We start from the raw sequence: 25,748 nt of genomic DNA on the forward strand, positions 1-25,748 counted from the left end.
CCCAACGCACATCCTGTCGCGATGGCGATCTATCATCTTCACGTCAAGGTCATTGGCCGCAAGGCTGGGAGCAGTGCTGTGGCGTCGGCCGCCTACCGCTCGGCCTCCCGGCTGCGCGACGAGCGCATCGAACGCAGCCATGACTTTTCTGCCAAGCGCGGTGTCGTGCATTCCGAGGTTCTGCTGCCGGAGAATGCACTTGGGGCCTGGAGTGACCGCGAACGGCTGTGGAACGATGTTGAGGCGTTTGAGGTGCGCAAGGATGCGCAGTTGGCCCGCGAGGTGGAGTTTGCCCTTCCACGCGAACTGAGCCAGGCGCAAGGCATCGAACTGGCGCGCCACTTCGTGCAAGCCGAGTTTGTCAGCCGGGGCATGGTCGCCGATCTCAATGTACATTGGGACAGGGCAGAGGATGGCAGTCCAAAACCGCATGCCCACGTCATGCTCACCATGCGCTCCGTGGACGAGAACGGTTTTGGTCCAAAGGTGCGCGGCTGGAACCAAACCGAACTTGTCGAGCGCTGGCGCGAGCGATGGGCCGAACTTGCCAATGAGCGCCTTGCCGAACTCGACATAGACGCCCGCATCGATCATCGCAGTCTGGAGGCGCAGGGCATAGCGCTGGAGCCGCAGACCCAGATTGGTGCACCGGCTCAACGCATCGAGGGAAGCGGCCTTGACGCTGCCGGCATTGAAGCAGATCGCGCCGAACTGCACCGCGAGATTGCGCGCAACAATGGCGCGCGGATTATCGCGGATCCATCCGTGGCGCTGGATGCCATCACGCATCAGCAATCGACCTTCACCCGAAAGGACATGGCGAAGTTCTCGCATCGGCACAGCGACGGAATGGAGCAGTTCAATGCAGTCATGGCAGCCATCAGCAACGCGCCCGATCTGGTCGAACTCGGCAAGGACGGACGCGGCGAAGATCGCTTCACCACGCAGCAGATGATCGAGACCGAACAGCGCCTGCACCACGCGGCGGAACGCATGGCCGGACAGGAGCGCCATGCTGTGAGTGACGCACATCGCGAGGCGGCTGTGGCGCGGGCAGTGCAACGTGTTCTTGCTCTTTCAGGCGAGCAGATCGACGCCCTTGATCACATCACCGATGGGCGCGGTCTCGGTGTCGTTGTCGGCTTTGCCGGTACTGGCAAGAGCGCGATGCTGGGGGTTGCGCGCCAGGCATGGGCGGCCGCAGGCTACGAGGTTCGAGGTGCGGCACTCTCCGGCATCGCGGCCGAGAATCTCGAAAGCGGATCAGGCATTCCGTCGCGCACAATCGCCAGTATGGAACATGGTTGGGGACAGGGCCGCGATCTGCTTACCGCGCGCGATGTCCTGGTGATCGATGAGGCTGGCATGGTCGGCACGCGCCAGTTGGAGCGCGTGCTCTCCCATGCGTCGGACGTTGGCGCAAAAGTCGTGCTGGTTGGTGATCCGCAGCAGTTGCAGGCGATCGAAGCGGGCGCTGCATTCCGTTCCATTCACGAGCGACATGGCGGCGTCGAAATCGGCCAGGTGCGTCGGCAGCGCGAGGACTGGCAGCGTGACGCGACGCGCGATCTGGCAACTGGCAGGATCGGCGCGGCGATCGGCGTCTATGACGCGCAAGGCATGGTGCACCAGGCTGCAACGCGCGACGAGGCGCGCAGCGATCTTGTCGAGCGCTGGGATCGCGACAGGCAGGCAGAGCCCGAAGAGAGCCGGATCATTCTCACCCACACAAACGACGAGGTGCGTGCGCTCAACCAGGCAGCGCGTGAGCGCATGCGCGCTGCCGGCGATCTCGGCGACGATGTTCAGGTGGATGTCGAACGCGGGGTGAGAAGTTTTGCGCGCGGCGACCGTGTCATGTTCCTTCGCAACGAGCGCGGGCTCGGTGTCAAGAACGGCACGCTTGGCATCGTGGAGGACGTCAGCACACAGAGCGTGACGGCACGCACCGACGACGGCAGGTCGGTGCGTTTCGACCTGAAAGACTATGCCCACATTGACCACGGCTATGCCGCGACCATCCACAAGGCGCAGGGCATGACCGTCGACCGAACCCACGTTCTAGCGACGCCGGGCATGGACGCCCATGGGAGTTATGTTGCCCTATCGCGGCATCGAGACGGGATGAACCTGCATTATGGCAGCGATGACTTCGCGACAAGAGACCGGCTCATCCGCACGCTGTCACGCGACCGCGCGAAAGACATGGCGTCGGACTACGAGCAAGCCGATCCAGCTCAGAGCTATGCCGAGCGGCGTGGCATCACCTTCCGCGAGCGTGTGGTCGAGATCGTGCGCCGGATTGTTCCGGAAAAGCTCCGCGACCGGATCGACGGGCTGCTGGACGGGTTGCGCTCACCCGGAGACGCCGAGCCCGGGCGGGAGCGTGCACGCAGGCCGGGAAGGGAAGATACTGGAGCGCAGATCCGAGATGTTGGCGCCACGCCCGGAAGAGAAGTTCCCACCACGTTAGTGCCACGCGACAGGGATGTGCCGGGGGACCCGGAAGCGGTGTTGCGCAGCGCCCGCACGAAGGCGCTTGTGCGTCACGCGCGGGCACTTGACGCAATCCTCAGCACTGGAAATGCTGACGGACAGGGTAGCCCCGAGCAGATGCGCGAATTGAGGGATGCCCGGAGCGCGTTTGAGAAGGTTCGGCCGCACGGCTGGCGTGACGCCGAAGCGGCCTATGTCAAAAACCCCGAGCTTGTCCGCGAGGCGGGGGCCGGCCGCGTCAGCCGCATCGTGCTGGCGCTTCAGCTTGAGACGGAAATCCGCACCGGATTGGATCTCGATCCCGACCGCCGCGCGGACCGTTTCGTGGAACGCTGGCAAAAGCTCGAGCGTACGGGCCAGCGCCAATACCAGGCCGGCGACACGTCTGGCTACAAGTCGACCCGTTTGGAGATGTCCGATATGGCAAAGAGCCTCGAACGCGATCCTCAACTTGAGTCACTCCTTGCCAATCAAAAGAAGGCGCTTGGCATCGAAGTCGAATCCGGCCGGCGTCTAGGTGTGGAGCTCGCGTTCAATCATGGCATCAGCGTGGGAAGGGGGCGCGGCATAGGAATCTGATCCATCCGATTTGCCGCCATTTCCACGCCGCAGGCGGCTGAAGCGACAAACCTGATTGTCTCCAGCACGGGTTCGTCCTGTCTGTCTCAGCGGATACCAGCAACAACCACTGATGAGCAGGGCAAGCTATGTTCGAGCCGGATCGCATTATACGCCTCAGAACCGTCCTTCACCGGACCGGCCTGTCCCGCTCGACAATCTATCGCAAGATCGCCGAAGGCACGTTCCCGGCTCAGATCAAGATCAGCATAAACGGGGCTGGCTGGCGGGAATCCGATGTCAATCGGTGGATCGCCGATCCTGTTGCATGGCGAAAAGAGCGTCAGTTCTGATTGCGAGACAGACGAACGCCAAGGCCGCCGCCATTCTCTGGAATGAATTCAATGCCGGCGCTTTCGAACGTGCTTCTTATCAAATCCATAGTCGATTGCTTCAACGCCTCGCCTCTTTCGAAGCGAACAATCGTCTGGGTTGATATTTTGGCCTCTTTTGAGAGGTCTAAAACACCCCATCCTAATGCAGCCCGAGCCATGCGGCACTGCATCGGATTCATAAAATCACCATATTATGGTGATTTTGGTTGCTTAGGTAGTGCACTGTGTGTAGTCTCGGTTTCACTTGGCGGCCGGATGGGTGATGCAACCACCAATCCGGCCTGGCCACGCCAAAGCTGTTGAGGAGCTCGGATCATGGCTGATTCCGACAATAGCACGACTTTGCCTTCCGTCACGCACGGGCGAGGGCAACGGCAGATGGCCCACGGGGTAGACCGTTTCGACGAGGCGGACCCGGCTCTTGCACTGCTCCAAGGCTGGTTGCGAGCACAGCATGTGTCGCATGTCCTTTGCCGACTTCAACAGCGTCTAGAGAGGCGCGTCCTCGACGCTGCGGCCCCGGACGCGATGGATAAGAAGGTCGGCTATTCGATCGCCTGCCAAGCGGAAGTCGAGGCCACAACTGCTGCCCTGAAGCTTCAAGACAAAATCCCCCACGTGAAGGCCCGATCGCTTCTTGGCGTTGTCGCCAAGCTTGAAATCATCGCTGGGGCCGATCGCGACATCGACGATCCAACAGACTTTCCCTGGCCGCACATTGCTTCCGTCCTTGATGACTTGAAAAAGATTGCCGGGAGGCTCCCACTTGAACGGCCTGAGCGATCCGTCGTCCAAGGGGATTGCCGGCGATATCAAGCACTCGCGGCCGACAAAGTCGGTCTGAAAAAGCAGACAGCCGATCTGCATTTAGGGCAGTTGGCTACCATTGGCATTAAGTCGGAGTAGGAAAAGAACCTTAGGCGTAAAATCCGGCTGTGTGGCGCTGGAGCCGATTTGCGCGACTCCGTCCGAAGCAAATATGGTGCGACGTAAATAGTGAAAGCGGCGCGTTTCGAAAAGCGGCATTCAGCGCAACGCCCAGATCCATCTATTTCGTGCCAGCGCGCCATTGACAACGAATTCTTGGAACGCCGTTGAGCTATTTAAGGTTCTCATTGAGCTTCGCAATTTGGAACGCTAGGTGGACGGTCAATCCGGCCACTAGGCATTGGGTCAGCAGGAAAACGGCTGAGACATCGTCATAGCGGCAGCCATCCCTGCCCATACAACGGACCACGACGCATAGGAGTTGGAAGCTACGTGGTAAGAAAAGGATGAAAACGAGGGCTGCAGATATCGCTAGGGGGAGCGCGCGGTAATTTCTAATACGCCGAATGTCTCCCTTTTCTTTCGCCTTAATCGTAGCGTTCGCGGAGAACGTCTTGTTGATGGCTGCCTCTATGGAGGTGCTCCACGCGCCATAAACGAGCGCGAGCGCCGCGAGGAGTAGGCTTGCCGAGGCGAGTGCGTCGCTCATCTATTCAGGTTTCGCGACGCGAGTAGCTGCCACCGCGTCACAAAGCTTGTTGTAGGCCAGCTCGTTGATTGCGTATGTCGCGATGCTGTCGGGAACACGTTTGACCGACGGAAGCGTCGCGTCAAGCTCGGTCAGGCGTTGATTTATAAGCTCGATCACATTCTGTGCCTTGGACTCGACGTAGCATTTGTCTCCCTCCCAGCGAATGCTTTCCAGCAAAGATTTCACTGTTGCTTCCGAAGCCGCCTTTAGCTCATAGCGAAATTTGGACAGCGCATTGCGAATGATCGTCCGGCTCGCTGCTGGGGTCGTTTGAAACAGCCGTGATACGCGAGCATCGTCTGGTATCTGATTGTCAAATGCATGCTGTGTCAGAAGGCTGAGCCTGAACTCCAGAACATCGCCACCACGCGAAAACGAGCGGCGACCAAGGTAGCACTCAAGATATTCGCGAAGCGCCGCCTTGGCGTGTTTCGAGATTGTCAGGCCTAGTTCAGCGGCATTGCAGCCTAACGCTGCCATCAACGCATCTTGGTCGGCCTGATCCAGATCGATCTCAAAATCCACTTGCATGTGGTCCCCCGGTGTTCACGTCTCGGACGGCGCTCAGCCCGTCAAAATTCCTATTATCATTCCTAGCTTTAGCAGTCTCGGTGAGGAGCAAGAGGAAAATAGAAAAGTGCCATCTCAGTTTCTCGTTGCATAGCCCTTGCCAGTTCCTCAGTCCCAACTTTCAGGCATCATAGCCGGCCGCTTGCGAAGAATTATCGGACCGATTTGCTATTCTTCGACCGCAAGCCCTTTTGGACCGGAATGCCGCCCTTGAGCATTGCTGGGGCAGACCGATCGGCGGCTTGTCGCAGATCCAAGCTGTTAGCGGAGAGACGGCAAACGATCTCTTTAACTTGACCGGGTCAGGCGTTGGCGCATCTCCTGACCGATGCCGGTGCGAGGCGTAGCGTTACCGACGGATCTCCTACAGCTACAGCTTAAGCACATCGCGATGCCGCCAGGCTTGCCCTTCAACAAGAAGGCTCAACTAGCTATGAGCCTGGGCAGGGATTGCTACGTCGATCCTCGGCAATGGATTTGACGTGCAGCAACTCCTTGCGGAGTACTGCCTGCCATTACCCTCCTAGCGAGGCCGGAGCAACCACGAGGCAATGTCAAAGCAAAAATTGAAAGAAAAAGGCATGCTAGCGCCTTGCTCCAGCCTTGCAATTGGCCTTGAGTCCCCCTAGATAGGTGCTATCGGCTCGCTTGGAGCAGATCAGAGGAGCCTCTAATGAAGATGTATATGTTTGAAGGAACGCCCGAGGAAATCAGCCATGTCATACAGACGATGCAGCCTGATCAGCAGGTCATCGCAATTCCGGTTAAAAATGCCCCCGAGCAGCCGGTGCCGTTGGCTGCAGGCGACGGCTCAAAGTTCGTGACATTTGAGTTTGCGCGGCGTGTGTTGACGCGCATCCCACTCTCGGCCGGAGTCCTAGCTGTGCTCAAGAAGATCTATGAGGCCCATCCTGATTGGGCTTCAAGCGCGGACCTCTACGCAGCAAGCAATTATACCAATAGGCAGTTCTCCGGCCTTATGGGTGCCTTCGGCCGGCGCATGGCCAATACGCCGGGTTATGACGATCAGGCGAACTTCTTCGAATATCAATGGGACCATACGGCAGAGGCATGGCAATGGCGCCTTCCCGATTCTGTTCGCGAAGCGCTGGAAGCCGAGCATCTTGTGTAGACCGCTGCCTGAAGGCCCTCTTGCGAGGGCCTTCAGGGCCTTCTGGCGGAAAGCGTAGTACGATTTTACAATTTTGAGACGTTGCCCGTTGATGGCTTCGTCCGAACTCGGCGAGCTTGCGCCTCTCCTTTGAGCGATAAACCCGCGTACTCCTGATGACTGGCGTCTGATAATCATCAGCGCGGTTGCTGCCGCAGCCAGTAGTTAGTTTGGCGGAGAAATGGAGGCTGACTCGACGGCGATCGATATACGGCTAAGCCCAAACACAATGCCGCCTGCTTCCGTGGTGCTTCCGCGACGTCTTTCCCGATCTTTTCCCATCAAGAAATGGTCTTGCTAACTATATGTTTTTGCGATATAAAAGTGGCGCATCCGACAGGATTCGAACCTGTGACCTCTGCCTTCGGAGGGCGACGCTCTATCCAGCTGAGCTACGGGTGCCTCTTGCTTACGCAGTGCTTACGCGGAATTTCCGCGACTGTGAGGGACCGGACACCCCTCGCGTAAGTCCGAGGGTGTGGGGTGCCTCTTCGAGCGTGAGAAAACTCATTGCGGTACTTTTTGCGCTTTCGGATGGCTGGAATATGTCCTCAAGATGGGTGCATCAGGCAGCCGAAATCCGTGAGTTGGACGTGGGCCTTTCTTCCGGCGCAGAGCCATCGCGGCTATGCCTTAGCCTTCCGCTTTGCCGCGGCTTTTTTCGCGGGCTGAGGTGCTGCCTTGCGGCCGAGCCCGATCGCTTTCGCCAGCACTGATCTCTGCGCGGCGTAGTCAGGAGCGACCATCGGATAGTCGCGCGCTAAACCCCACTTCGCCCTGTATTCGTCCGGCGTCATACCCAGCAAACCAAGGTGGCGCTTCATCGACTTGAACTTTCGGCCGTCCTCCAGGCTAATTATGTGGTCCGGAAACACTGATTTCTTCGGGTTGACCGCAGGGATAAGCTCTGCCGCAGGTTCGATAGTTGGCTGACCCACACCCAGCAACGCTACGTTCACAATGGCGATCAGATTGGGGAGATCGGCGACGGGAACAGGATTGTTGCTGACATAGGCCGCCACAATGTCAGCGGTCAGTTCGATAAGTTCAATTTCATTTGACAAGTGCGGTCTCCTAAAGTTGTCGCCGATCCCTATTAGGGATTAGTTGCGAGAGCAATCGATAAGACGCGGTTCAACGAACCCTCTGGCGGCCGCCACAATGAACGAATTCGTAGGTTGCGGGCGCCCTACCGCGCGCAAGCATGTGTTCCCATTGGCGCAGTTAATCGACGCCAGACCCGCGGCGGGAACACGGCAAGTGCTGTCCTTAATCCTCAATCCTCGGCTCGCGTGGCTTTGGCTGATCCGCCCTTCGCCTCCTCTGGATGGTCGTCTTCCCATAGAAATGCTCAGGCAGGATTTGACGGCAGAAGTCATCCTGGCCGCCCCAGAATTTTCCGCGACATGAGTTGAGCTGACGAAGCTAGACTTTGCAAATCGGTTCATCGGCAATCGGTTGGCCGGGCCATGCCCCCCGACAGCTAGAGGGCTCGACTTCCGCGGAAGCTCTTGGACTTTGAGCAAATTCCCTCAGGAAGTGTTCGGGCAGTTGTGGCGATAGAATAGTGGGCGGTATAAAGTCCTTGGCCAGATGTACTTCGTGTCTGCTCACCGGTTCCACTGCGGGTGGCCACTGCATGGTCGGGAGGAACGTCGGGGAGGATCAAATGCGCAGGAATTTCCTTGGAAGCTGGGGGGCGGAGCTCGACGACTCCGAATACGCTTGCGCGCTCGCGGCGCTCGGCATTCTGGAGGCAAGAGCCACGCAGCAGTATCCGCACGCTGGCACGCCGGAGGATGTCGCCGACGCTATCCTCAAGGAAACCTGGCGAGGCACCGTGACGTGTGGCTGGCGGGGCGCTCAGCACATCGGCACCGACCCGGAGACGATCTACTCGGATGCCAACCTTCTTGCCGAGGGGTGGAGGGAAGTTCTCATGAGAGCAGAGCATCGCGCTATGCCCTCGATCTCTATTGATCCTTTGAAGTTCCGAGACACGAGCGACGCCGACGCGCTTATGGAGGCGCTTATGTCCGTCTGGGGCATCCAGGGGCTCGTTCTGAGGTCCCGCACCATCGGCAGAGAACGCACGACATGGCATTGGCCGGTCTCGATCGGCATTCTCGGCGGTCCCAGTCGTGAACCGCTCAGCCAACTGTTTGAAGAAGAATACGATGGGGACTGGCTCCCACGTCTTGGCGTTGAGGTGCGGATCGGGCGCGCGCACGACGCCTGCGACATTCTCCTGCTAACCCGGGACGAGGTCGAAGAGCTGCTGAAGCCGCCGCGGCCTCGCGTCCGCGCCAGCTTCATCGTGGTGTTCGATGATCCGATAGCCGCCAGCAAAGCGGCTGGCAGTTCCTACGACGCGCTAGCTCAAAGGGTTGGAGCGGCGGGGATAGCGCTGGTCGGCGCCCAGGCAGACTACCGCAAGGGGTGGTATAGGGAGTTCATCCGCAACTTGTCCCATGATCTTCCAGTTCATGCCGCGGTTCGCACTCCGACTTCGGCGCCAGCACCTACGATCATCGGCGTTCCCCGTGCCCTGGACAGGTTGCGGATCGCCGCGGTGGCGCAGCGGATCGATCGGGCAGCGGCGGCCTCGGGTGCGGAGCCATTCCTGGAGGCGTTCGTCGCCAACCGTGCGATGATCAGCGAAGGGGACGACGGCGTTCCAGTAGCCGAAGCTTTCAAGAAAGAGGCGCAAGCGGTCGCCGGGACTGCCCCGCCGCGCCGGATACAGGCCGCTTGGGCCGATCCTCATCTCGTGCCACCTTTCGCGTGGGAGCACTATCGCCCGGTTCCTGACGATGAAACGTTTTTGTCGATCCACGTCGGGCCATCGACTGACGGACTCCGAACGGATGTGGCCTTTCCCTCCGAGGGAATCGACTACCGAAGCGGAGCCGTCAAAATAGGTGTGAGCCTTGCGCTGGAAGGTGGCGTCGTTCACGGGTTCAACGAGAGAACGGGGTGGCAGAGAGAGGTACCCGCGAAAAAGGCGGGCGAGGCGGACGAAGGCGACACGGTCTCGACGGCCCACGGGGAAATCGCGTTGCCCGCGGCGGGCGCCAGCACGGCGGCTCACTTCGTCGTTCAAGGCGACGGGTCGTCAAAGGGGCGCATCACGCTTTCCCATGGCAACCGGATCGTGCAGACGGCACGGATCAACATTGGCGTGATGCCGGCCAGCCGCGATATCGGTGAGGGGGAGAGGACGCTCGAGGTCGTCCCCGAGGCGCCCATCGTTCCAAGCCTCGACGATCTCGACGAGCGGCGACAGTTCGATCTAGCCATCATCGCGGACGACCAACTTGGTGGACGCCTGCGGTTGGACGCCACGGCCGACGGTGACGACACGCCGGTGCTGCTCGACGATCTCGCGGGGCCGATCAAAGTGCTGCGCAAGGCCGTTGGTGCCGCGGCCTATCGGCTGGGCGACACGCTGACGCTCGACGAAGAGAAGATGCGGGGCGTGATGCTCTCGCTGGCGAACAACGGGCGCCTTCTGTACGACCACCTCAAGAAGAAACTTGGCCACCGTGTCGATGACGTCGAGAGAGTGCAGATCGTCAGTCGCGGCACAGCCTTCTTCCCGATCGAGTTCGTCTATTCCGGCCCGCGCCCGCGCGATACGAAGGTGTCGGTGTGTGAGCAGGCCGCGAGCGGACTGCTCACTGGGGATTGCACCGGTTGCCCAAACCACCAATCCGTCGACCGGACCTGCCCCCTTCATTTCTGGGGGTTCTCCAAACTGATCGAACGCCACGGTACGCCGCCCGATTTGCGGCGTGCGCCGGGCGGCGGCTCCCGTCGGGCGCCGTTGCCGACCCGCACATCGTTCGGCCGAGTGGCGTCAGTCGCCTATGCCGCTAGCACAAGGGCTTACGACTACGGCCCGAAGGGCAACGCGAAGAAGGCCGAGGACGCGCTCCATGACGCGCTGGTGGCGCTCGCCAGCCGGGTCAACCGCGCGGAAACCTGGCCCGGATGGCTGGACATCATTAGGAAGCACAACCCGAATCTCCTGGTGCTGCTCCCGCATGCGGCGCTGATCCCACCGGCTGACGACGAGGTGCTACGGATCGGAACCGAAGATGATCTGGCGAAGGGCTCGATCGACGCACCCTACATTGGCGGCCTCGAGGCGCCGCAACTGCTTCTGCTGCTCGGCTGCGCGGTCGCGGATGTCAGCGCTCAGTTTGCCCCCTACCCCGAGCTTTTCCGGGACCACGGCGCTGATATCGTTGTCGCCCCGATCGCGCCAATCCGCGGCGCCGACGCAGTGCCTATCGCCATTCGAATCGCCGAACTGCTGCGTGGCGCGCAAGACGGCCCTGAGATTGTCTTCGGCGATCTTCTTCGCGGCGTGCGCCAGCGGCTGCTCGCCGAGGGCCACCCCGGGGTCCTTGGTGTCGTCGCGTTCGGGGACGCGGACTGGATATTTGGCAATGCTGCGCCTTGAAGTACTGCCGGCCGGGTGTGGCGATTGCCTCTGGATCGAGTACGGCGAACCGCGTGACCGGCATATCCTCGTCGTCGATGGCGGTCTCAAGGAGACAGCCGAGGTCCTGACGCTCCGTATCGCTCGGGCGGCGAAGGAACGCAACGTCAAGCGCCTGTTCATCGACCTTCTGGTCGTGACGCACATCGACAACGACCACATCGGAGGAATCCTGGAGCTGTTCCAACGCAGCGACGTCACCGTGGATTTCGGCGATATCTGGTTCAATGGCAGCCAGCAGCTACGCAACCTGCTCGGACTCGCCGAAGGGGAGGCGATGTCAACGCTGCTCGAAGCGAGGGGCGGGCCGTGGAACGATGCTTTCGGCGGCAAAGCCGTCATGGTCGAGGACGAGGGCGAGTTTCCCTTCCGCATGCGTCAGGACAAGCTCCGGCTGACCATCCTCGGGCCGTTTCGATCGCGGCTGGACGCCCTCTGGGGCAAGTGGGAGGACTTCCTGCAGAAGGAGGCTGCCCGAGAGGCAGAGGAACCATCGGACCTCTTGGGCGAGGAATGGCCGCCTGTCTGGACCGAGCGGGAGTCGCGAGATAACTCGATCGCGAACGCGTCGAGCATCGTGCTTCTCCTCGAATACGCCGGCCGCCGTCTGCTGCTTGCCGCTGATGCTCATGCAAACGACATCGCCGCCGCCGTTGGCCGGCTGCCCGAGAGGTATCTGACGAAATGCAAGCTGCCCCTCGACGGCTTCAAGCTCTCCCACCATGGCAGCAAAGCAAACCTGTCGCGCGCGTTGCTGGAGAAGCTTGACTGCTCGCGCTACATCATCTCGACCGACAGTACGGCTCACGAACATCCCCACGGGCTCGCGCTACTGCGCGTCCTTCGCTACGGTACCGGCCGGCCTTCTCTGATGTTCAACTACGAAACGACCGCGACGGCCCGATGGCGGGACCAGAAGGACGAGATCGTGGGATTTGCTGATTTCGACACGGCCTATCCTGACCGTCCGGAACGCGGGCTGATCATCGAGTGGAACGACCGACCATGAGGGCAGCGGCGAGAGCCTCGGGTACTGCCGGCCGTCTCACTCTTTTTAGCTACGCGATAGGTGGGGTTGTGTCCGAAGAAACTGCCTCTGTGCGCAGCACCTCCTCATGAAGTTGCGAGGCGAATGTCGGGAAACCGTCCGGCGCGCCCATTGCCATTCACGACCGCTTAAGTCGGCGGTCACCGAGAACAATGCCCTATGGGCAGCGCTCAAGCGCCGCCGATGGCCAACTCAGGAATTCGATGGTGCGGGTGGCCGGGGTCGAACCGGCACTCCTCTCGGAACTGGATTTTGAATCCAGCGCGTCTACCAATTCCACCACACCCGCATGCTACCCACTAAGTCCGTTCGCGGTGTGTGCGAGACCCCGCGACTCCTGTGTGGCTCTTGGAGCGCGTATGTGCCACAAGGTGTTCCATGAAGTCCAGAGCGATTTCCCAGCGAAATTCGTGCCTTTTTATTCGCTCATGAACCGAACGCCCCCAAACTAGCCATTTGGCACCGACTCCTAGTTCGACCTAGTCCGCTTAGCATGACCCAAAGGCCGAGTTTGTTTCATGCCTCCGAGCCGGCTTTGAGCCGGGGCGGCCAAACACTCCCAAACCAAAATCGGCGCGTTGCCTTTATGTGATGATGACACGATTGTTCAGCAGCGCTACGTCGAAGTGCACGAAGTCGCTAATTTCGATCTGATCTCGCTTTCCACCATCGACCACGACGTCGTATATCGGCTTGGTGCCATCGCGCTTAATGAGTGGGTCCGGTGGCGGTTGACGGTACGCTCCGGACGGTGGAAGCCAGGAAAGGTGATACGCATTGTCTACGAAGGCGACCCTTCGTAGCAATTTCGGCGAGACATCGAGTATTCGTTTATTGGGAATGACTATCCCTGAGGTGCCAGTGAGGACCGCGTCAGTCCAGAAGGCCGGGCGTGACGCCAATCGCGCAACGGAATGAAAACTGGGCGCGCCGATGATGTGGTGGTCGATGAAGACATCGTCCGCATCGCCATACACTATGTATCGCAAACCATCGGGGTACTCCGCGTCAGGATCGAATTGGTGGAAGTGGAGCACCTTGTCGATCTTCACTGGAATTTTCTCTTCGAGTCCCGGTAGCGAAATTCCGCCGGGCGCTTCGAGGGGGTAGTACTCAACGTCGCATTCAGGAAGGTCAGTAATTTTTCCTTGTCCAACATCAACCAGTGAGATGTGGTCATGAAGGATTTGAACTTCGCGATTGCCGAAGGCTGATGCTCTCAACTTATCATATATCGCTGCGTGGTCGGGATTTACGAAGTGAGCGCGTAAAATAATCTGGAATCGATGGCGGTCATCCGCAATTACCGGAGTATGAGTCATGTAAAGTTTGCTGCCGGACCGGCCGCCGGTGACGAAGCCATGATAGTGTTGCAAGCTCATGTGGCCGGTGTGGTCCATGCCACCCATCGAGCCGCCATGTGGGATCGCAGTTTGAGCGGGTGTGACCTGTACGTTCGCGGCCGATGACACGTTCACTTCTCCATTCATGTCGAAGTGAAATCGGCATTGATACGGATACTTGCCCTCGTGATTGAACAGGACCGGGCTGGAGACCTCCCCCGTGGCGAGAGGTCCGACATTGAAATAGTCCGGTGATCGAGGATCCGTTTCTACGGTATGTGGTACAGGATCCAAGTTTCGCCAAACCACATACGTATTTGGCGGAATAGTTACAGAGGGAAACGAATTGTTCGTGATGTCGGCTATCACTGTCTTAACCATGGGAAATCCTGTCCTGCTTGAGCAACATAGAGGGCCAATCTGGGACGATTTGCCGGTAGAGCGAGGCCAAGGCGGCTGCATCACGTTCCCACCACTCGACTACCCAACATCCATATCTTTTGGCAGCAGTGGTTGGGGAGGTGGTGCCAGCGGCCACTTGGTGGATCTGATATGATGCCATCATGCCAGTCATAAGTGCTCGCAACACACCATGCGAGGATGCGGGGTCGAGTTGTGCCGCAGCATCGCCAACGACGTAGTACCCAGGAAACGCAAGTTGCGAAGCACGGCGCCACGTCACATCGGCTCCCCGCGCCGTTCCGATGTCCTCGAGAGGGTCAAGTTCTGCGGGTTTTCGTCGCTGGAAGGCGCCGTCGAATGAAAGGCGGACCCATCCAACGAGCTTTGGTGAGACTTGAGCTATCCAGGACCAGCCGAGTGCGCCGCCAAGCATTCTCGGCGCTTGCAAGAGGCCGGGCAAGGCTCCCGCACAATAGCCGTACGACGCGATGAGCGTTGGGGATTTCGCGCAAATGCCCAGGCCAAGTCGGCGAAAAAGAGGCGACTGACCTCCGGTGGCGTCAATTACATAGGGTGAGCGTATGCTACCGAAATCCGTCTCGACCCCAACGACCTGCTCGCCTTCGAGAAGCAGCCTTTCGGCCCTACACGGTTGATATACGTCCACCCCGAGAGCTACTGCGTGGTTCAGAAGAATAAGGTCGAAATGTTTGCGGCGGATCTGAAAGCCGCGCCATAGAACGCCTGCCTCGGCCCCATGGAAGCTTGATTGCGAGCGATCTCCCCACGCGACCGAAATTCCCTCATGTCGAGCTGTTGAGGCACGGACAATGGGTGCAGAAACCCCTAGACGAGTGAGTACAGACTCCGCTCCAGGGTGTAGGGTCTCGCCAGGTTTATGACGCGGAAAACGCTGGCGCTCAAGGAGTGTGACGGTCAGCCCAAGTTGACGCGCATGGATCGCCGCGGCAAGGCCCGCCGGCCCAGCACCGACGACGACGATGTTAGCGGCGCAGTTCACTGACGGTCCACTCACCCTTAGAGTCGCGCATCAATGCAAGCGTCGGGTCGACCAAACACAATTGAAGGCTTCCGTACTTCACCAAGACTTTCTTGAAGTCCTTGGGAGACGGGCTCCCACGGTCAGCGTGATCAAATATAATGTAGCGGTATTTGAACGCCCGATTGAGCCGTCTTCCCGTCGCTGCTTCGGCCGCGGCCAGGTCGGGGTCGTTGTCCTCAAGCGGCCGAAACGAGAGAACCGACCATTTGAGCTTGTCATCGTGTTTCTCCACACCAAGGGCATGATATACTAGCCCCATTGAGAGCGTGCGTGCCACATAGTCCTCGACCGTCGTCTTACCTATCTCGCTGATGTCAAAGCCTTGCTTGAGCGCTGTCTCAACATAGTCCGCGTAAGCGAGCGTCGGGTACTCAACGACGCCGTCTGCTTCCTTAAGGACCGGGCCGCAAACTCCATCCCATGGCGCAGCCGCGCCGAGTCCGATGACCTCGTCGGTAAGTGGCGTTGTGGTCGCATAGCTTCGGCTGGGCGCAAATGTGCGCGTGATATCTGGAGCGGCGGCAGGCCAGAAGGCGGCCAAGGCGGCGCAGAGCTTGGAGTCTTCCATAAAGGGAGAGCCAAGGCCGTAGTTGTTTAAAAAGGTGATACCAGGGTCTAAGGATCTTCCATCATCATCCTGGTCAGACTCGGAAGTCCGATCGTACGAGACATCCCAGCCGGGAGCGAATACGCCAGCTGCGGCGTCGGGAAGCATCGATACGCGCAAGCGAGTTCCGTTCGTTAACTGCGCTTGAGAAGTATCGCCAGAATCAAGGCACCCCACAATGGCGGTAATGGTATCGTCCAGCGGATCGAAGCTAGCACCTGTGAGTTGAAGATTTGCGGCATATCGCTGATCCGAGAGCGATTGAGGCAGCTGCGGCATCGTAGATTGCGGTGCATCCCAGAGAAGATTCAGCAATGAAGGAAGAACGGATTGATCGCTCCATTGCATGAGCGCTGTTTGATCAACAAATGGGAAAAAGTCTGGTGCAGCTACGATTGAATACGCAGGCAGTCGCTGAGGGAGGTCGAGTGCCAGCTCGCTGCACTCGACGTCGATCCAGCCGTCCCCGGTGTGATCGACGTAGTGTCGAGCCCAGTAGCCACCCTGACTAACCAAGTTGATGATATCAGGCAAATCGTTGAGATCCTCAGTCCTGCCGTCTGGATCGAGACGGTGCCTCGCATGAAGATACTCTGGTGCTGTGCGAGCACCACTCGGTTGGGCGGTAAGATTTAAGCTCGATTGAAAGGCTCGCCACGGGCCATCACCCGGCAAAGATTGGGGAACAAGGTAAGTCAGTGCTTTCCCTTTATACTCAGCTGGTTCGGCAAGGCGCTCATGAGGCATAGGCTTGAGAAGCCAGCTGCCGTCTGGCGAGGCGTTAGAGAACTCAGCAATTCCATCGTTGAATATGAAAGGAGTTTCGCTTATGTCGGGCTCCGACCACCCGGCGAAATGGCCGTTCGACAGAAATCGAAGATGCGCGCGCCGGATTTTTTCGTTGCGGTGCGTCGCGGCCAAACGGACACCAATCGTGCGATCTCTAACGCATTCGTTGCCGGAAAAGAGCTTGTGGAGTGGCACCCAGAAAAGACGATCTGCGTCTGTGACACCCTTGTCGGATACCGCGCTCGGTGCGGATCGACGACCTGCTGAGTTCCCGAGTAGGCTCAAACCGTTTGCCGCGTCCGTGCCGTCAATGAACCTCATTGGTCCATGGCCACCTTTCGTTCCGGGCACGAGGGCCGCAATGAAAGCGCTGTATCGGCACGCCAGCGCGCGGACTCTGTGGCCGTCGTGTGGAACAAACGGGGAAAAGCCTCGAGCAGCGTCGTCGTAGCGCGCTTCGTCGGTCCCTATGCGCGCAATGCCCGTCCGGGCGAAGACCAGATCGGCATGCTTCTGATGAACCGTTCCTACCCCCGGACGGTATTCGAGTGCGTAGACCGCAATAGCAAGGCGTGCTCCGGCGGCGGCGGCGCGCAAATCCTCGATCGACGGCGGCTCAACGCCAAAGACGTAGTCTTCAACTGCTTCGATTTCCGCAAGCGTCGGGAAGCCATTTAGAGGCTTCGCGTGAGCACCTCGTCCCACCACTCCCACGAGTGGAGAGGCGAGTGCATGATAGAGGAGACTTCGAGCCGGCGAACGCGGTTCAATTGCCCGAGCCCCTTCGCGACTGAAGTCGCCGAAGCCGCTAGCTGACCGATCTATATCCGGAAGTGGTCGCCTAAGTTCTGCAGCCAAGTCCTTCGCGTTGAGATCGAGGCCGTGCTGGGCCATTAGTTTAGTCCAACCGAGCGGACCCAATCGTTGCAATGCTGTTTGGACCCCGCTCAAAAGAGTATTGTGACGTCCACTATTCGCAGATTCGACAAATTTTCTGAAGGATGACATCACAGTAGTTCTCCCAAGCTAAACTTCGAAGCACGATGATTATGATCACATCAAAGACCACTACACTCAACTGAAATTTGCTCTTGGTCTGACGAAGAAGCCTCCCCATGCCCCAGCAACTCCGTTGTCTGATCGCACGCGTAGAACCAGACAATTGTTAGCGGAACCTTCCGCTCATCAGGTGCTCAAGCCAGTTATTGGATCGTCAAGCGCTCCAGCATTGATCCAATCTTGGATGACCTTGATCTGATTGGCAGTGGCAAATGGGCCTCTGAAAGGCATTTGCGGCAGGTCCTCCTCGTCAATCGGACCAGAGAGTATGCGGACGAGATATGTTTCGTCAGCCTTTCGATTGCCTACGAATTCGGGGGGTATCAGCCTGTAGGCTGTACCGCCAATCTGTGCCACGGCGCTTCGAAGTTCCCCGGCAGTGGTCCAACTGAAACTGTCGCCGCCATGACGCAGCTTCATGCGGCTTATGTCTTTCATTGCCACCAGAGCATCCAGTGTGTTCTTAACGTCTGTAAACGTTGCCATCGATGGACCTCAATTCGCCGCTTCGTCGAGTACTTCCAGAACCATGGTGAGCGCGGTCTTGAACTCTGTTGCACTGGCGGGGGTACTGTCGCTCACAGCTCGGATCCTGGTCTTCCAATCGTCGATCTGCGACGGCGGGAAGGGTTTGAATGATTCGATCGTCACCCGGAATGCGCCCGCCGCCTCGATCTTTCTGGATTCCGTCGGCGGAAGTGGGCTCTCCAAGTAAACGAGCAGTTTGGGAATAACGTCGCTCGTCTCGTGCATCAAACTCCGCATCGCCGCACGATTGATAAGCGGATCGATGTTGTCATCGTCGCGTTCTGTCAGTTTCAGACGACGAGCGCGACTATCGGAATCTCCCGCCAAGGCGCGGATCACAGCCAAGGCTGTTTCGGTATCGTTTTCCTGAAGAGCTTCTTCCAGCACGTCACGCAGTGTGGGAGCTACATTCGCTGGCGCGAGCGACATGGCTGCAATCAGCTGAGCTCTCGTTCCACCTCTAATGCTAGTGTTTTTCAGCAAACCGGTCAGATGCATTTCCGCGTCAGGATCCAGCATCTCGGCGAGAGCAATCGCGGCCGGAACGGCCAGTGTATCGTTCGGGTTCGACGCGATGTCCCTCAACAGGTGGTGCACCCGGTGGGCAACATGCATCGGCACCTTGGAATTGTGGTGCACCAGGAATCCAGTTTCGACAATGGCAGATTCCATCCCGTTTCTTGCTATCCCGCCCTTGTCGATGAGATCCAGAACGGTTTCCGCCCCTTTGGCCGGATCGGTTTCTATCAGGCTGGCTGCAGCTTCTTCGCGGACTTGTAAAGGTGCGGAGGTGTCGGCCGCGACTGCACGAAAGACATCTACCGGTCCAATGTTGCCGACCGCACGTAGGCTTGCCATTGCTACCAAACGCCGATCGGCGGGCGCGCTGTTGTCTCTGGCGGTGTCCTTGAGAAGCGCGGCGACCAAGGCCGAAGCGCCCGTCGCAGCCGGGGAGGCAGGTGGTGGTCGCACGCCGTAGGGAATATCGTCGTATGCCACACCATGCGGTAGTCGCGAACCGGACAGACCCAAATAGTCTATCATGTCAGCCGGTGTGGGTTTCGAGTCTGCCCCAGGCCAAAGGCCAGCTGCGGGGGCCGCGGGGAATGCGGAGAAAGGGTTCTGATCAGGACGGTTCGCGCGGCTTTTCGCATCGTCCATGATCCGGCCTTTGGTTCCGTCCCAGGGCCACATTGTGTCTTTGAGATTGTGCCCCAGATTAGTCGTGTTCGGGTCGTTGGGCACGAACGCGCCAGTATAGTCATAGCTGTCCTGGTTCGCGCCTTCCGCATCAAACCGGCCGTGAAACCACTGCCACTTCGCCCACAGCCTGTCGTGTTCGGCGTGAAACGGCCAGAAGGACGGGTCCGACGGTGAAATTAGGCAGTTAGCGTGCCAAGCTCCAAGCAACCCATGTCCCCTGTTGTGGGGGTCGGTTTCCAACGCATTTGTAAATGTGCCGAACTTGTCGGCATTGGCGTATGGTGGCACTGCACCGAACAAATCAGTATCCCCGATCAATGTTGCGCCACTGCCGCGACGCAGCAGTGAATCGTCCTTGGGGGCGCGAATGACCGTTTTGAGATTTTTGTACGAAATGTTCCAGCCGTATAGCCAGTTCGCGGGTGAGAAGATGACCTCCGTCTGGAACGTATCAACCGAGCGCCGATTGGTGCCAAGGAACATCGGGTCGAAGGCTTTGGTCGGAACATTGAGGCGCCAGTAGGGAATTGTAACGGCCGGGTTGATCGCCTGCAGACGGCGTTCAAACAGCAACAGAAACGCACGATGCCACGGCAAAAAGGCCGAGCCCTGATGGGCCGAATCGGGCCAGAATTTTGGATTAAGTGACCCGTCAGGAAAAGTTACATTTTGATACGGGAATTTACCTTGGGCCGCAAGATCGTGCATCTCCGGGAAGCTCTCGAAAGCCTTCTCCTTTACTTGCAGATCATGCATCGCCTTCAGAAACGCATCCCGCTCAGTTTCGGTAAGTCGGTCTATGTTCTTTCTCACGCGAACCATTGCGGCTTGAGAGCCGATGATTGGCCCCGAGGCATTGTCGAGATGGATCTCAACAACTGCATCTTTGTCGGCGCTGCTGGCCCTTGGAAAAGCTCCCGCGACAAAGAACGACACCCAGCCACCGTCGCCAGGCAGCGTCAAAGTCAACGTTTGCAAGGTTGCAGTTTCGCCCCGGACGAGTTGCCCTGCGAAAGCCACGTTGCCGTCTAACGGCTGATCGCGACCTGCCGGAACGGGTTGTTCGGGATCGTTCGTCAGCGTCACCTTCAAGGCCTGAGAGCTTGGAACTGACAGCCGTATGCGAGCCGGAGTCGGCGCCCACGTCAGGTAATCGTCGACCGGGGTCGGCGTATTGTTGATCTGGATTTCCGCCTTTACCTCCGAGGCTTGCGCACGCGCATCTGCGGCCAAAGGTGCCAGGATGAATGTGGTGCACAACAAAACATGCAACGACATGCCACGAAGCCATACGATTTTCATTCTTGCCTCCAAACTTTGAACCGCCTCGCCAGACGCCGCGGCACCATAGGATTTCCGATCGACTGTTAGTGTATTGAGAACGCTCTCGAAGCGATCTTGCGGTGGAAATCCGCGTCCCCTTGTAGGGTCGTCATCGAAGCGGCGCTGGCTGTCTGGAGGGATTTGCTTCGCCGCCGCTGCAAGGTCGCCTAAATCATCCTCAACCGCACGCCGGGATGCGGCGGGCCGCCGCCTCTTGTCGTGTGCTCGTCCCAACGATGAAACCGTTTGACCAAATCGTCACGTCGTCACCGCCGCCGCTAGCCGTGTAGCAGACGCCCGCCCCAAGCCCGGCCTCTCTCTCCGGGTTCAGGGTCGCGGCGCGCCTGTACGCAAGCACCGAAGCGCAATGAAGCATCAGATCCGTCACGGCGTGGTCGTCAAGTTGGCCTTTGCCCAGTGCGTCTTTGATATCCGCAACCTTCTTGGCATCGCCGCGAAGGGACTTCGTTGGTTTTTTCATCGTCAAGCACCTCTATTGGAACGGTGTCACCAAGTCTTTCAGTCCTGTCTGCAACTGCGAGTTCTGATGCGTCGCCTCAGCCAACGGGATCAGGCTTGTCGGCTTGCCTTTCACAGACTTGTCGAGCGGTCCAAACGTGAACACCAACTCGTGGGTCCGATCTCGACCTGTGCTGAACAACGTTCCGCCAGGATTTATCGTCGCCCGCACCAGCTTCCACGCCGGCGTCAGATTGCCCGACGTCACGATCTTAAATGACACTGACTGCGACAGGACGTTCTGATCCCCATGGATTGGCACAGGGTCCCCAGGGCTATTTGCGAAGTGAAGTATTGCGGCATCAAGGCGGCCTTGCAGCAGCGAGTTCAGTCTTAGATCACTGTCGACCAACAGCGAGCCATGCTTGTTCCCGCTCGGATCGCGGCATCCCCGCTCTTGCGAGTGAATGTCAAAGTGCTCCGGCCTGTACAAATCCGCTACAGTGAAGAAGACATTTGTCTTTTGAGTCCGAGTCGCTTCAGCCGAGCCGGTCAGTCCGCCCGCCAAGGTAAAGACGGATGACGGCCCCGATGCCGGTGCCAACACGGCCGTCGGATTTACCGACGTTCGCTCGACGATTGTGAGGTTGAGGGCGACCTCGACCCCCCAATCGCGGAGAAAGTCGGCATAAAGCTTATGGCTCTTGCGGTCGTTGGCAAGAGCCTCGTCATTCTTGATGACCTCCGTTACTGTATAGCTGAGTTCACAACCAACGCTTCGGATGATTGTGGCAACCATGCTGGCTTCGTCCTCATCGGTTGTGGCCGGCCATTCGCGCGTGCTGGGAACGTAAGTTCCGCAGCCTGCCAAGATGAGACACAGCAATGACGTCGAAACGTGACTCCGAAAGCTCATAACACTCCCCCAAGAGCCACCCAGCAAACCCTGAAGGCTCGCGAGAGCGCTGTTTTGCCCCTTTTTTGATCTATTACTAAATTCCTGAATTATTTCATCATTTTACCGCAAGCGTATCGTCGCCACACGGTGGTCAAGACGGCCACGTCTTCTAGTTTTTCTATAAACTATCGTAATTTATTATTTATCTGATTTGGCGCTCCTCTTGGATTGACAAAAGACGACTGTTTCCCGCGACGAACCAGCAGCGAATGATCGATCCTTAGGATTTTGCGGACGCTCGCCAGCGCCGCTTCATTCACCTCGATGTAAGCGACGATGTACCATTCGCCGTTTTGTTCCCTAGCCATACCCATCGGCTCGGCCCGCCATTTGAGTGCGCCGTGATGGGGCATGAAGTAGGTTTCCTGGACCCCGCCCACTGCACTGAGGCCCTCGTCGAGAGCGTATTCCATCACCGCACAGCATAGCTGGGTCAGCGTACCCCGCAGCCCGGTGGAGCGTTTGTCGGGAAGAACGAAAGTGCGGGTCCATTCGGCCCAATCGGGACGTCTTGGGACGCCCGATTTTTCACACATGTGCGAGAAGACCTCTGAGACCATGTGCGGCTCGCTCGTTGGGATCAACCGAGCCGAGGTCACCACCCGACCGTCTTCTAAACCCAGCAAGTAGGTCGCCGCATTTGTATCGAATTGGTCCAGTTCGCGACCGTCTGGGCTCGCAGGGCGCCAACGTTTCTGATGCACGAAAAAGTCGTGCCTCCTGCGCAAAAACTCGTCGAATTCGTTTTCGTAGAGATGCTTGTTATGCGCATTGACGACATGGGCACTTATCATTGCGCAGTCTCCCGACCATTCGCCGGGAGAATGATTGCAGCGATGCTAAAATACACCTGTCCGATCGGACAGTTGACGCATTCACGGGTGGATCAGGCGCCTGCGCACGGCCTCGACGACAGCCTGCGTGGTGGTGGCGACACCGAACGCTTCCCGAGCTCGGGTGGAATGCCATTTGACCGTGCGCTCACTCAGGCCGAGAATTTGAGATGTTTCCGACGAAGTCTTGCCGGCCGCCGCCCACAAAAGCACTTCCTTTTCCCGATCGGTCAACGTGCCTTCATCCCGGTCATCGTCATCCGACAAAGCTTGAATCGACATGCCGGCATAGACCGCCATCGTCACCAACTGCACTTGCTGTCGCGGTGAGAGCATGCAGGACTTCTGCGAGGAGGCGAAGGACAGGACGGACTGCCAATGGTGGACGCTCAGCATCGGCACGGCAAAGCCGCTCCAGATACCGAACTCCGTCGCCTCGCCCGACACGCGTCGGGAGCCTTCCGTGGTGGACCATTTTGCTGGAACATCGGCCCACAGGAAGGGCTTCAGCGTTTTTGCCGAGTAGATGCAAACGCCGTCGACAGCGGCATGCTCCGCTTCCACATAGCGTTCGAACCAGCCCTCGGGCCAGCCGTTCAGTTCGACCATCGGCGCCAGCTTCTGCCCACCGAGGGGAACGCCGCTGAGGATAAGGTGCTCGAAGCCGAGATTCCTCACGGTTCCGAGAAGATCACCGAGAAGTGTCGCGGTTGCCGTGTGTTTTCGGCAGCGCTCCACAAAGTCAAACACGTCAGCGTCGATCATGTAAAAGGCCCCCTCCTCATACAAATCAATCTAAGTATAGCTTAAATTAGGATCTCCGAATATCGGAAATCGCGTCGGCGAGGGACTTGGCCTGTCAGACGCAATGAGCTGAAGCCGTGCCGGGGCGCGATAAAGACCCTGCGTTTCGTCGCAGAATCGGCTTGCTCCGGAGCCCAAGTCTGGGCCTCCGTGTGCAGTCCTCCAAGATCAGCGAAACGCATCGCCGATTGACGACGTGCTTTGGACGAATGCCTTTTGTACGCCATTGGTGCCGGGAGCACTTGTGGTCGCGGCTCCTATTCTGCACCTACACGACCTTGCGACATTTCAAGGGGTGGAGGGGCTGATTCAGTACAGCATTGATTTTATTATTCATTTTTGGATTTGCGACACTCCGTCGCATGGTAGACAAACCCCTTTTTGAGTCGAGCGCGTCTACCAATTCCGCCATAGGGGCTCAGGCCGGGCGGCCTGGATGGGCGCGGACTATACGGTCGGAGGCCTGTTCGTCAACTGGCCAAATCTCGAGATCACCAGGATGCGACCAATCTTCGCCTTTTGATTTCGTGACCGCGCTGCCATTGTGCGTCGCGGAAAATCTTTCTAGACAGGCGGCGCATCAAAGCGAGGCGCGTCCCGGCGGATGGATGGCGCGCTTTGGGTTTTTTGTTTTGTGCATGCCATTGCCCCGAAATCGCTGCGCACCGTTTGGGCGACACGCATAGGAGTGCCGATGCTTCGCGGACTTTACGACTGGACCTTGTCGCTGGCGGCCAGGAAATCCGCGGAATGGTGGCTTGCCATCATCGCCTTCATTGAAAGCTCGTTCTTCTTCGTGCCGGCCGATGTACTCTATCTTCCGATGGCGTTGGCACGCCCCGACCGCGCCTACCGCTATGCGCTGACCGCCACCGCCGCCTCGGTGCTGGGCGGCATCGCGGGCTGGATGATCGGCTATTTCGCCTACGACACCATCGCCCGTCCGATCCTGGAGCATTTCGGCGGCCTGGAGACCTTCGAGCGCTGGCAGAATTCTGGCGTCGGTCTGATGCTGGTGCTGCTTGTTACTTCCGGTCTCGCGCACCTGCCGCCAATCAAGGTCGTCACCATCCTTGCCGGCGCCCTGCACGTCAATTTGCTGATCTTCATCATCTCGGCCATCGTCGCTCGCGGCGCGCGCTTCCTGCTCCTGGCCTGGCTGCTGCGGCGCTATGGCGAATCGATCCGCGAATTTATCGAAAAGCGCCTCGGGCTGATCGCAGGCGCCGCGGCGGCTGCCCTGATTTTGCTCTATATCATCGTCAAATACGCGTTCTAAGCGGGCCGGACCAACGGACAAAAGACCCATGACAGCGACCATGAATGCCGACACCGGACGCCAGCGGACACGGACCGCCCTGTTTCTCGCCGTCGCCATGGCCGCGACCGTCGGCTCGGCGCTCGGCTTCCAGTATATTGGCGGCTATATCCCCTGCCATCTCTGCCTCGAGCAGCGCACGCCCTATTATATCGGCGCGCCGCTGATGGTGCTGGCGGTGATCGCATCGATGCTGCGGGCGCCGGCCTGGCTGACGCGCGGCTTGCTGGGCATTGGCGGCCTGTTGATGCTCTACGGCCTCTATCTCGGCGTCTATCATTCCGGAGTCGAATGGCAGTGGTGGGCCGGTCCGACCGACTGCACGGCGGGCGCCGGCCCGGTCGACACCGGCGGCAAGGGCGTGCTCGACGCGCTCGACAAATTCGTGCCGCCCTCCTGCGACAAGGCGGCTCTGCGCATCCTGGGCCTGTCGCTGGCCGGCTGGAACGCCATCGCCAGCCTCATCCTGGCCGCCGTCGCCTTCCGCGGTGCGCTTTCGCGCGACTAGACCTGCGCGACGCGGAGTTCGTCCAGAAATTCGGCAGGCTGAGTCGAATGGCGCGGTTTTCGACTTCCGAGCCAGATCGACCCCCACTCCGTCTCGGCTTCGCCGAGCCACCTCTCCCCCGATCGACGGGGTAGAGGAAGGCGCCAGCCTATTGCAGCCAGCGCTCCGCCATAGGCTCCCTTCCTCTCCCTCCGGAGGGGGGAGAGGTGGCGCTGCGAAGCAGCGACGGAGTGGGGGAAGCCGGTCCTTAATCGCGAAGCCGCTGACAAGTAAGCGCGCCCGAACTG

The 25,748-nt window shown here is 59.0% G+C and carries 21 protein-coding genes and 2 tRNA genes; 9 read left to right on the forward strand and 14 right to left on the reverse strand.

All coding sequences use genetic code 11. The features are described 5' to 3' along the window. Positions 1–21 precede the first annotated feature (21 nt). The gene (traA, locus tag FJV80_RS12095; RefSeq protein WP_142876470.1) at positions 22–3,075 is read left to right on the forward strand and encodes a Ti-type conjugative transfer relaxase TraA; all 3,054 of its coding nucleotides are present in this window, start codon (positions 22–24) and stop codon (positions 3,073–3,075) included. A 128-nt stretch (positions 3,076–3,203) separates the two neighbouring features. Then, positions 3,204–3,407: an AlpA family phage regulatory protein gene (locus FJV80_RS12100; RefSeq protein WP_142876471.1), complete on the forward strand. Its 204-nt coding sequence runs from the start codon at positions 3,204–3,206 to the stop codon at positions 3,405–3,407. On the opposite strand, the gene FJV80_RS12105 is transcribed toward FJV80_RS12100, so the two are convergent. Beyond that, entirely contained in the window at positions 3,398–3,628 is a 231-nt protein-coding gene (locus FJV80_RS12105; RefSeq protein ID WP_210251482.1) for a transcriptional regulator, read from the reverse strand. The genes FJV80_RS12100 and FJV80_RS12105 overlap by 10 nt on opposite strands. Before the next feature lie 136 nt (positions 3,629–3,764). Between FJV80_RS12105 and FJV80_RS12110 the strand changes: the two genes are divergently transcribed. Further along, positions 3,765–4,355 carry a hypothetical protein gene (locus tag FJV80_RS12110; RefSeq protein ID WP_142876472.1) on the forward strand — a complete coding sequence of 197 codons (591 nt, stop codon included), beginning with the start codon at positions 3,765–3,767 and terminating at the stop codon, positions 4,353–4,355. 193 nt (positions 4,356–4,548) lie between these two features. On the opposite strand, the gene FJV80_RS12115 is transcribed toward FJV80_RS12110, so the two are convergent. Both FJV80_RS12115 and FJV80_RS12120 read right to left on the reverse strand, forming a co-directional pair. Next, positions 4,549–4,926, reverse strand: a complete 378-nt coding sequence (locus FJV80_RS12115) for a hypothetical protein (RefSeq protein ID WP_142876473.1) — start codon at positions 4,924–4,926, stop codon at positions 4,549–4,551. After that, the gene (locus FJV80_RS12120) at positions 4,927–5,499 is read right to left on the reverse strand and encodes a hypothetical protein (protein ID WP_142876474.1); all 573 of its coding nucleotides are present in this window, start codon (positions 5,497–5,499) and stop codon (positions 4,927–4,929) included. 712 nt (positions 5,500–6,211) lie between these two features. Here FJV80_RS12120 and FJV80_RS12125 point away from each other — a divergent pair. Continuing rightward, positions 6,212–6,670, forward strand: coding sequence for a hypothetical protein (locus tag FJV80_RS12125; RefSeq protein ID WP_142876475.1), 459 nt, complete (start codon positions 6,212–6,214; stop codon positions 6,668–6,670). Positions 6,671–7,034: 364 nt separating this feature from the next. Here FJV80_RS12125 and FJV80_RS12130 read toward each other — a convergent pair. Together FJV80_RS12130 and FJV80_RS12135 are read right to left on the reverse strand one after the other, a co-directional pair. Further along, positions 7,035–7,111: transfer RNA gene (locus FJV80_RS12130), tRNA-Arg, on the reverse strand. Positions 7,112–7,335: 224 nt separating this feature from the next. Beyond that, positions 7,336–7,773 (reverse strand): MucR family transcriptional regulator, encoded by a 438-nt coding sequence (locus tag FJV80_RS12135; RefSeq protein ID WP_185975191.1) that lies wholly within the window; start codon positions 7,771–7,773, stop codon positions 7,336–7,338. 605 nt (positions 7,774–8,378) lie between these two features. Here FJV80_RS12135 and FJV80_RS34510 point away from each other — a divergent pair. Both FJV80_RS34510 and FJV80_RS12145 read left to right on the forward strand, forming a co-directional pair. Next, a complete protein-coding gene (locus FJV80_RS34510) occupies positions 8,379–11,177 on the forward strand; it encodes a hypothetical protein (RefSeq protein ID WP_185975192.1) in 2,799 nt (932 codons plus the stop codon). After that, positions 11,164–12,225, forward strand: a complete 1,062-nt coding sequence (locus FJV80_RS12145) for an MBL fold metallo-hydrolase (protein WP_185975193.1) — start codon at positions 11,164–11,166, stop codon at positions 12,223–12,225. Before FJV80_RS34510 ends, FJV80_RS12145 begins: the two co-directional genes overlap by 14 nt. 243 nt (positions 12,226–12,468) lie before the next feature. Here FJV80_RS12145 and FJV80_RS12150 read toward each other — a convergent pair. The 3 genes from FJV80_RS12150 to FJV80_RS12165 form a co-directional block, all read right to left on the reverse strand. Then, a tRNA-Leu gene (locus tag FJV80_RS12150) sits at positions 12,469–12,553 on the reverse strand. A gap of 295 nt (positions 12,554–12,848) precedes the next feature. Further along, on the reverse strand, positions 12,849–13,988 hold the full coding sequence (locus tag FJV80_RS12155; protein ID WP_142876478.1) for a hypothetical protein: 1,140 nt from the start codon (positions 13,986–13,988) through the stop codon (positions 12,849–12,851). A 1,025-nt stretch (positions 13,989–15,013) separates the two neighbouring features. Then, positions 15,014–16,789, reverse strand: coding sequence for a hypothetical protein (locus FJV80_RS12165; RefSeq protein WP_210251483.1), 1,776 nt, complete (start codon positions 16,787–16,789; stop codon positions 15,014–15,016). Between the two features lie 6 nt (positions 16,790–16,795). On the opposite strand from FJV80_RS12165, the gene FJV80_RS34815 reads away from it, so the two are divergent. Continuing rightward, positions 16,796–17,146, forward strand: coding sequence for a hypothetical protein (locus tag FJV80_RS34815; RefSeq protein ID WP_210251484.1), 351 nt, complete (start codon positions 16,796–16,798; stop codon positions 17,144–17,146). A 507-nt stretch (positions 17,147–17,653) separates the two neighbouring features. On the opposite strand, the gene FJV80_RS12170 is transcribed toward FJV80_RS34815, so the two are convergent. The 6 genes from FJV80_RS12170 to FJV80_RS12195 form a co-directional block, all read right to left on the reverse strand. Beyond that, positions 17,654–18,013, reverse strand: coding sequence for a hypothetical protein (locus tag FJV80_RS12170; protein ID WP_142876480.1), 360 nt, complete (start codon positions 18,011–18,013; stop codon positions 17,654–17,656). Positions 18,014–18,022: 9 nt separating this feature from the next. Next, positions 18,023–20,560: a tyrosinase family protein gene (locus FJV80_RS12175; protein ID WP_142876481.1), complete on the reverse strand. Its 2,538-nt coding sequence runs from the start codon at positions 20,558–20,560 to the stop codon at positions 18,023–18,025. Positions 20,561–20,759: 199 nt separating this feature from the next. Then, entirely contained in the window at positions 20,760–21,062 is a 303-nt protein-coding gene (locus FJV80_RS12180; protein WP_142876482.1) for a hypothetical protein, read from the reverse strand. A 12-nt stretch (positions 21,063–21,074) separates the two neighbouring features. Next, positions 21,075–21,839, reverse strand: coding sequence for a hypothetical protein (locus tag FJV80_RS12185; protein ID WP_246688951.1), 765 nt, complete (start codon positions 21,837–21,839; stop codon positions 21,075–21,077). A 284-nt stretch (positions 21,840–22,123) separates the two neighbouring features. After that, entirely contained in the window at positions 22,124–22,792 is a 669-nt protein-coding gene (locus FJV80_RS12190; protein WP_142876484.1) for an acyl-homoserine-lactone synthase, read from the reverse strand. An 81-nt stretch (positions 22,793–22,873) separates the two neighbouring features. Beyond that, a complete protein-coding gene (locus FJV80_RS12195) occupies positions 22,874–23,596 on the reverse strand; it encodes a LuxR family transcriptional regulator (RefSeq protein WP_142876485.1) in 723 nt (240 codons plus the stop codon). A 733-nt stretch (positions 23,597–24,329) separates the two neighbouring features. Between FJV80_RS12195 and FJV80_RS12200 the strand changes: the two genes are divergently transcribed. Both FJV80_RS12200 and FJV80_RS12205 read left to right on the forward strand, forming a co-directional pair. After that, positions 24,330–24,914 carry a YqaA family protein gene (locus tag FJV80_RS12200; protein ID WP_095772374.1) on the forward strand — a complete coding sequence of 195 codons (585 nt, stop codon included), beginning with the start codon at positions 24,330–24,332 and terminating at the stop codon, positions 24,912–24,914. A 28-nt stretch (positions 24,915–24,942) separates the two neighbouring features. Then, on the forward strand, positions 24,943–25,461 hold the full coding sequence (locus FJV80_RS12205) for a disulfide bond formation protein B (RefSeq protein WP_142876486.1): 519 nt from the start codon (positions 24,943–24,945) through the stop codon (positions 25,459–25,461). Positions 25,462–25,748 lie beyond the last annotated feature (287 nt).

Source organism: Mesorhizobium sp. WSM4310, assembly GCF_007003935.1.
Taxonomy (GTDB): domain Bacteria; phylum Pseudomonadota; class Alphaproteobacteria; order Rhizobiales; family Rhizobiaceae; genus Mesorhizobium.